6 protein-coding genes and 1 CRISPR repeat array are annotated in these 8,076 nt (G+C 58.5%); of the genes, 2 read left to right on the top strand and 4 right to left on the bottom strand.

Features of this window, described 5'->3' with window-relative positions; translation table 11 throughout:
• From NW827_RS03655 to ylqF, 4 genes are all read right to left on the bottom strand, one after another.
• A partial coding sequence (locus NW827_RS03655; RefSeq protein WP_414503352.1) for a metallophosphoesterase occupies window positions 1-573 on the bottom strand: 573 nt, incomplete at its 3' end.
• Between the two features lie 105 nt (window positions 574-678).
• The gene (psbP, locus tag NW827_RS03660) at window positions 679-1,263 is read right to left on the bottom strand and encodes a photosystem II reaction center PsbP (protein WP_414361622.1); all 585 of its coding nucleotides are present in this window, start codon (window positions 1,261-1,263) and stop codon (window positions 679-681) included.
• Window positions 1,264-1,427: 164 nt separating this feature from the next.
• Complete coding sequence (locus tag NW827_RS03665) at window positions 1,428-3,788, bottom strand: RelA/SpoT family protein (protein ID WP_414404428.1); 2,361 nt, start codon at window positions 3,786-3,788, stop codon at window positions 1,428-1,430.
• A gap of 267 nt (window positions 3,789-4,055) precedes the next feature.
• Entirely contained in the window at window positions 4,056-4,907 is an 852-nt protein-coding gene (gene ylqF, locus NW827_RS03670; protein ID WP_414404427.1) for a ribosome biogenesis GTPase YlqF, read from the bottom strand.
• A gap of 191 nt (window positions 4,908-5,098) precedes the next feature.
• Between ylqF and NW827_RS03675 the strand changes: the two genes are divergently transcribed.
• Complete coding sequence (locus NW827_RS03675; RefSeq protein WP_414404426.1) at window positions 5,099-5,584, top strand: 2Fe-2S iron-sulfur cluster-binding protein; 486 nt, start codon at window positions 5,099-5,101, stop codon at window positions 5,582-5,584.
• Window positions 5,585-5,632: 48 nt separating this feature from the next.
• A complete protein-coding gene (locus NW827_RS03680; RefSeq protein ID WP_414404425.1) occupies window positions 5,633-6,985 on the top strand; it encodes an FGGY-family carbohydrate kinase in 1,353 nt (450 codons plus the stop codon).
• 10 nt (window positions 6,986-6,995) lie between these two features.
• Window positions 6,996-8,013: a CRISPR direct-repeat array (repeat unit 36 nt; unit sequence GTTTCCAATTTCTAGGGATCCCCCCGAAGGGGGAAC).
• Window positions 8,014-8,076: the final 63 nt, after the last annotated feature.

The raw sequence follows: 8,076 nt of genomic DNA on the forward strand, positions 1-8,076 counted from the left end.
GCCAAAGATCACCAGGCGGATGTGGTCGAACTCGTCCAAGACCTCAAACAACCGCTCCGGCTGCTGGAGCGCACTCTGATCCAGCCAATCGGAACCTACCGAAAAAGGGGGGTGGTGCAGGGCTAGGAGCACATGGTAGTGATTGGCGCGGCTGCGCTGTAGCTCTTGTCGGAGCCAAAGCAAGGTGCGATCTGTCAGGTAGCCGCTATCTTTGCCTGGCACCAGCGAGTTCAGTAAAATGAAGCTCCAGTTCTCGCGACTGAAGCTTTTCTCGGCGTGGAGCCGCCCGCCCTGGAGCTCTAGGTTCATGGTGTGTAGGCGATCGTGGTTCCCCGCCAGCCAGTAGGTATCAATGGGAAGAGCCTGGAGATGCTCTCGCAAACGGGCGTAGGCGGCGGCGCTGCCATCTTGGGCAAGATCCCCGGTAAGCAGCAGCAGATCGGGCAAGGGATCCAAGGCGGCAATTGCCTTCTGCACCTCTAGAAAAGAGCTCTCTGTGTCCACCCCCAGCAGCTGCCGATGTGGTTTGGCAAATAGATGTAGGTCGCTAATCTGAACCACGTAAACCGTCATGGGAGCAGCTGAAGAGAGTCGGGATCCCCTTTGACCGTTCTAGCACCAGATTCTTGGCGGGCTAAAAATCTAGCTCTAGCCTACCCAAAGCCCCTCTGTTCAACTTTAGGAAACAGTCAGAGAATGGCCCACCTTCCTAAAGGCAGCTTGCACCTGCGGCCAGCGGGATTCTTGGGTGGAGGCCGTTAGCGTGTAGAGGCGGTGGTGGCGCACAGTTACCGTCACTACCTCGTGGCGAAGCTGGGATCCGATATTGGTTTGGTACTCAAACAGGTAGTAGGGCTGCCCTTGCCGCTCAAAGGCCTCGGCTGCCAAGAGCTGGGTTGAGCGACCCGATCCCTCAGGGGCAATGATCTTCTCCGCCACCAACTGCCCCACCTCCTCTGGGCCCCCCAGCTCCGCAATCGTCTCTCCCTTGTCAAAGGGAGCAATCATTAGGCTGATGTTTTCGGTCTCGTATACCAGGTCGCGCAGGAGCACTGCCAGCCCTTTCCCAGGGCTGAGCTTCACGCTCACCATGCCATTGGGGTAGGCAAAGGCAAAAGCTCCGCTGGGATCCCGGTAGACTCGCAGGTTGGGGCTTGCTGAGCAGGCACCCATTATCAAGCTAAGGCAAAGCCCCAGCAGCAACACCACCTTGGAAAGCTGCCGGCCCACTAGGGTCAAATGCCCCTCTTTCGCTGCTGCCATGCCGAGATCCTCCGCTTGTGTTAGCCACCTCCATCATCGTGACATGCTGTTGCACCTGCTAGCGCATAGGGTGCAGGCTGCAATGGCTTACGCCACGCTCTGGGAATAGTCCCTCCCCAAGCCGCCACAGCATGCCCCACGGGTCCTATACAGTCAAGACCACTCTACCCCATCTTTGTGGGGGTGTCTGCATCCCGATCCTGACCCCCTTCCCTACCGTTATCTGGGAAAGCAGCAGCCATTTGGCGGGATCCGTTTTGGTAGTGGCGGGAGCGCAGTACCAGCACATCGGAAAGCTGGCGCAGCTGATTTTGAACCTGGGCAAGCTGCTGGGCGTCGCGGACATCAATGCAGAGGTCAATGGAGGCAGTGCGATTGGCAAAGGTTTGCACCTTGGCATTGCGCACATTGATGCCTTGATCGGAAAGGCGGGAGAGAATATCCCGCAGTACGCCAACCCGGTCGATGACCTCCAGGCGCAGCTCTACAGGGTAAGTCTGGGTACTCTGCCGCAATCGCTCCTCGTTCCAGCGCACCGGCACCAGCCGCTCACCCGGAACCTGAGCCACCCGCGGGCAATCGCGATGATGAATGGTGATGCCCTTGAAGCGGGTAACCACGCCCAGGATGGGATCCCCTGGGAGCGGGTTGCAGCATTTGGCTAATTGATGTTTCAGGCCCTCTACCCCTAGGATAAGGGATTGGGATCGGCGGGAAGCTCCAGCTCCATTGCCCCGCGGCAGCAGCAGCTTGGCGTCTGCCAAAGATCCCTCCTCGGGTGGGGGGGAAGTAGCTGGCTTGCTTGCCTCCTGCAGCCGATGGATTACCTGCGTGGGGGTTACCTCTCCATAGCCCAGCGCCGCCAGCAAATCCTCCACGCTGCTGTAGTTGAGCTTCTCGGCAACCTTTTGCATCCGCTCCGATTTAAGCAGGGCCTCGAACCCTGTTTTGCCCAGCTCCCGCTCCAGCAACTGTCGACCGCGGGCAATATTCTGCTCGCGATTGGAGCGCTTAAACCATTGGCGAATGCGATTGCGAGCCGAGCTGGTAGCTACAAAATTAATCCAGTCTAGGCTAGGGTGGGCATTCTTGTGGGTGATAATCTGCACGATGTCGCCATTGCGCAGGCGGGTATCCAGCGGCACGATCTTGTTGTTTACCCGCGCTCCGGCGCAGTGATCCCCAATTTCGGAGTGAATGCGATAGGCAAAATCTATCGGGCAGGATCCCTGGGGTAAGGCCAGCAAATCCCCCTTAGGAGTGAAGACGTAAACCTCGCTCTCAAACAGGTTCTCGCGAATAGTCTCCAGGTATTCTTTGTCATCTTTGAGGTCGTTTTGCCACTCCAAGAGTTGCCGCAGCCAGGTAAAGCGCTCCTCCTCAGGCTTTACGGGGGTGCTGCCAGCTTCCTTGTACTTCCAGTGGGCGGCAATGCCGTACTCGGCCACGCGGTGCATTTCTTCAGTACGGATCTGCACCTCCACCGGTCGCCCTTGCAGACCAATCACGGTCGTGTGCAAAGATTGATAGCGGTTGGGTTTGGGCAGGCCGATATAGTCCTTAAAGCGGCCGGGAATGGGACGGAAGCAGTTGTGGACAACCGCCAGCACCCGGTAGCACTCGCTTACAGTCTGCACAATGACCCGCACCGCCAGGAGATCGTAGATTTCGTGGAATTCCTTGCGCTGCTGCTGCATCTTGCGATAGATGCCATACAGATGCTTGGGCCGCCCACTAATCTCAAAGTGCTCTAGCCCCGCTTGAATGAGGTGCTTGCGCAGCTCTTCAATAAACGCTTGGATCTCTGCTTCCCGCTCGCTGCGCTTGGCGTTAACCAATTCTTGGATATGGCGATAGGCTTCGTAGTCTAGATACTTAAAGGCCAGGTCTTCCAGTTCCCACTTAAAGTGCCAGATCCCCAGCCGGTTGGCTAGAGGCGCAAAGATCTCCATGGTTTCAGCTGCAATCTGCTTTTGCTTGTGGGGGGGCAGATATTGCAGCGTGCGCATGTTGTGCAAGCGGTCCGCCAGCTTGACTACGATGACCCGAATGTCTTTGGCCATGGCCACAAACATGCGGCGGAAGTTTTCCGCTTGCTGCTCGGTTTTGCTGGAGAAATTAAACTTAGAAAGCTTGGTTACCCCCTCCACCAGCAGGCGAACCTCAGGGCCAAATTCGGCCTCTAGGGCCTCCAGGGTAACGCCTGTATCTTCCACAACATCGTGCAGAAGGCCAGCAGCTACAGTAACGGCATCGCCCCCCAGCTCCCGCAGCAGGCTGGCCACGGCCACTGGGTGGGTGATGTAGGGATCCCCCGATTTCCGCTTTTGGCCCTTGTGCAAGCAGTAGGCAAACTCGAAGGCCCGGCGCAGCAAATCTGCCTCTTCGGCCGTGTAGGATCGCAGCCCATCGCCGAGATCTTCAGCGCCAGAAAGCAAAGCCCGCAGCCATCCCGGCACCTCAAAATCAAGGCTACTTAGGTCAAAGCCTCCTTCTAAACTGGTGGCCACAGCAGGCTGACCCATGGGAACCTGACAAGAAGGATGGTTTAACTGCTACCTATAGTATCGATCACCGAAGTTCCTTACAGCTTATCCTCGACCTGGCTGCAGGCAGGTTAAGGGAAAAAGCTGCGAAAAAATGCAGCAAAGACGGGCCGTTGATGCTAAGCCCGCCCCTAAGTGTGGGGAAAAAGCTAATTGGAGTTAACGTTCTACACCCATCCTATCACTTACCCTACAGCATTCCGTAGCAAGATATACATCTGGTGGAGCTAGCCTCCTGCCAGAGTGCTAGGAGGTGGGAGGGAGTTGCAAAGCCAGAGGCCCTAGCCAACCCTTGCGATAGTCGTTGAGAATTTGCCTTGCTGCTCGCTCGGTATCGCCTCGGTAGCGCCGTTGGGCCAGCTCCTGGATGGCTACGCTGCCAGGAGGGATCGGGTCGGGCCAGCCGTAGCGCCGTTGCAGGAGGACTTGGGCCTGGGGCTGCACCTGCAGCAGTTGTTCCACGAAGTAGGCCGCCACGCCCTCAGGGTCGTAGGCGGCTGCGCCGATGTCATCGCAGATGGCCAGCAGCGTGGCTGCCTGTTGATCTGGCAGCGAAGGCGGGAGGATGCCCGGTGAGTCCAGCAAATCCAGCTCCCCTCCCAGCCGCACCCACTGCAGTTGCCGGGTTACCCCAGGGCGGGCAGCGCTCTCAACAACTCGCCGTCCCAACAGTCGATTCAGGAGGGCAGACTTGCCCACATTGGGAAAGCCCACCACCACTGCCCGGATGGCCCGCGGCCGCATGCCCCGCTGCTGGCGCCGCTCATTCACCGACTGCCCCAGCTGTAAGATGGCTTGCTTGAGGCGAGGCACCCCCTCTCCCGATTGGCCATTGGTGGGATAGACAGGGATCCCTTGCTGGGAAAAATACTCCTGCCAAGCTCTGAGATCCCTGGCCTCGATGGCATCGGCTCGGTTAAGCGCCAAAAGGCGCGGCTTGTGCCCCAGCCACTTGTCTAGATCGGGATGGCGACTGGCCAGCGGGATCCGCGCGTCCAAAACCTCAATGACCACATCCACCCGCTGCAGTTGTTCCCGCAATTGGCCAATGGCCTTGGCCACGTGGCCGGGATACCACTGGATGATTGGAGAACTCATGCCAGCAGAACCTGGGATCGAACCCCAGAAGACTCTAAGCCAGGGGCAGGATCCACTCTAGCCTGTCCAGCTTGCTCCTCCTCGGCTCGACTGGCCAACAGAAGTAGAAAAGGATACAGGCAAGAGGCAGATGGCAGCCCCTTCCTACTTGTAGGCAAGCTAGCGTTAAGGGATGTAACGGAGGAGGGACTATGGTTAAGCGCGTGCGGTTGGATCCCATTGCCCAAGTGTCGGAAGTGGCCACCAACAGCAACTTGCTCTCGGTGCTGCTGCAGGAAGAGCTGAATGTGTTGAAAGAGTGCGGCGGGCGCGGTCTCTGCGCCACCTGCCATGTGTATGTGAAAGAGGGGATGGAATCCCTCTCGCCAATGACCAAGCGGGAGCAGCGTACCCTGGAGGTGATCACCAGCCGCCAGCCCAATTCTCGCCTAGCCTGCCAGGCGCGAGTTCTGGGGGAAGGGGTGGTGGTGGAATTGCCGGTGGGGATGTACATCAATGCCTTTAAGGATATCGAGGTGTTGATTGGGCGGCGGGCGGAGCAGCCCCTTTTGCACCCGATAACTGGCGCCGTTTTGGTGCAAGCGGGCAAGCTGATTACGCGCTCGGTGCTGGAGTCGGTGAAGGATTTGGATCTCAATATCCAAGAGGCTTTGGCCCGCAGCAGCCGAGATTTTTAGGGTTTTACCGCGTTTAAGGCCAGCTTAGCCAATTTCGAGGAAGGCTCTATGGCCCCTGTGTTTCTTGGGATCGACCTGGGCACTTCGGGGATGCGGCTGGTAGCTCTCTCAGAAGCAGGGGAGATAGTGGGCAAAAGCGAGCGCTCCTGGGATCCCCCAGAAACCAATCCAGGCCGCTGGCTGCGCACCCTGAAGGCGCTGCTGGGCCACCTCAAAGCTCAACTGGGGGATCGCTACGCCATTGTTGCCCTCAGTGCCTGCAGCACCTCGGGTACAGTGCTGCCGGTGGACGGACGGGGCATGCCGCTGGATCAGGCCTGGCTCTATTCCGACCGGCGGGGCCAGGCCCAGGCTCAGCGCTTGGGGATCCCTGCCAGTTGGGGGCTTAGCCGCTGGCTGTGGTGGGCAGAAGCCCATCCCGACCAATACCGAGAAAGCTACCTGGCCCATCCGGCGGACTTTCTCCTAAGCCAACTGGGGGGCCGCCAGCGGGTAACTGATCACACCCATGCCCTGAAAAGTGGCTTTGACCTAGAAACCTACACCTGGCCGCGGGAGTGGCTCTCCCAACAGGGCCTTGATCCCAAGCGCTTTCCTGAGGTGGTGGCGCCAGGAACAGTTCTGGGAACGGTGCGGCCTGAGTGGGAGCTGGGATCAGAGGTGCTGATTGCTGCCGGGATCACCGATGGCTGTGCTGGGCAATTGGCTGCAGGGGCTACTCGCTTGGGGCAGGTTTCCACCAGCCTGGGCACAACTCTTATCTTCAAGGCCAACAGCTCTGACCCTGTGCAGACGCCGAGTATCTATTCTCATCTGCACCCCGACCGAAGCGGTTGGTGGCCGGGGGCAGCCTCCTTCTGCGGCGGCGGCGTCCTGCCCCACTTCTTTCCCGGCGGCGACTTTGCTGCCTTGGATCAGCAGGCGGAGGCCCATCTGCCCACGGGCCTAGTCAGCTATCCTCTCTGCCGGCCCGGCGAGCGTTTTCCCATCCTGGATAGCGAATTTGCCGGCTTCTTGCCCCAGGCGGAAGTGGGATCCCTTCGCTTTTATGCAGCTCTTTTGGAAGGGGTGGCGATGGTGGAGCGGCTAGGGCTGGAGACCTTGGCGGCCCACGGGATCCCGGTGCAAGAGCCGCTGTTAACCACTGGCGGCGGCTGCAAAAGCCCCCTCTGGCTGCGCCTGCGCGCCAGCATCCTCGCCCGCCCCCTGGCAGTGGTCAGGCACCCGGAGCCGGCGGTAGGGGCAGCCATCCTGGCCGCCTCAGCCTATTGGTGCTGTTTGGTGCAGCAGGCTGCCGATCGCTTGGTACAGGTGGAACGCCTCATCCAGCCGGATTCCGAGTGGGTCAAGGCTTATGCCGAGATCTACTCGGAGTTCCGTAGCCGCTTTTCTTCTTTCTAGGGATCCCCCTGTTTCCAATTTCTAGGGATCCCCCCGAAGGGGGAACGAGAAAATGACGATTGTCCGTCTAAATTTGTCCGGGCATCAGTTTCCAATTTCTAGGGATCCCCCCGAAGGGGGAACCTGCAAGGCCATAGGATATGACACGGTAGAGAGGCTAAATCCGTTTCCAATTTCTAGGGATCCCCCCGAAGGGGGAACAAGTGTTGGATTGCAGCGTTGAGCTTATCACCATTATCGTTTCCAATTTCTAGGGATCCCCCCGAAGGGGGAACTTGAATTCCAAAGCCCCTGCATCGAGGGGACTTTCATAGTGTTTCCAATTTCTAGGGATCCCCCCGAAGGGGAACCCTGAGGAGGACTGGATGTATGGTGAGCCGATTCCTGTCACCGTTTCCAATTTCTAGGGATCCCCCCGAAGGGGAACCCTATTTCTCCCACCCTCGGGGATAATCTCCCGGGTGGTGTTTCCAATTTCTAGGAATCCCCCCGAAGGGGGAACTTGTGCCTTTGGAGGCCTTGGACGAGGTCTCCATTGAAGTGTTTCCAATTTCTAGGGATCCCCCCGAAGGGGGAACAAAACGGCTACTTGAGGGCAACCCGGTCCTTCCCCGTGGTTTCCAATTTCTAGGGATCCCCCCGAAGGGGGAACCCGCCGCCAAAAGGCTAGCAGTAATTGTGTCTAACTGTATTTCCAATTTCTAGGGATCCCCCCGAAGGGGAACCCGGAGATCTTTTCTCTGCTAAAAAGTGCAGATTTCTGCAGTTTCCAATTTCTAGGGATCCCCCCGAAGGGGAACCGCCACCAACGTGGCCCTGCTGGACCCGAAACTTGTGCCCCTGTTTCCAATTTCTAGGGCTCCCCCCGAAGGGGGAACAATCACAGTCGAAGAATGCGGCCCGACGCTAGGGGGTTACATTGTTTCCAATTTCTAGGGATCCCCCCGAAGGGGAACCACGAGTTGTTCGAGGGCACTGACGAGCCCTTGGAGGTTTCCAATTTCTAGGGATCCCCCCGAAGGGGGAACTCTACCCTTATTAAACCCAAGCGGGGCAAGGAATGCAAGACCCATTTGCGAGGGGGTCGGTCG

Origin of the sequence: Synechococcus sp. H70.1, assembly GCF_047502705.1 — a bacterium.
GTDB lineage: Bacteria > Cyanobacteriota > Cyanobacteriia > Thermostichales > Thermostichaceae > Thermostichus.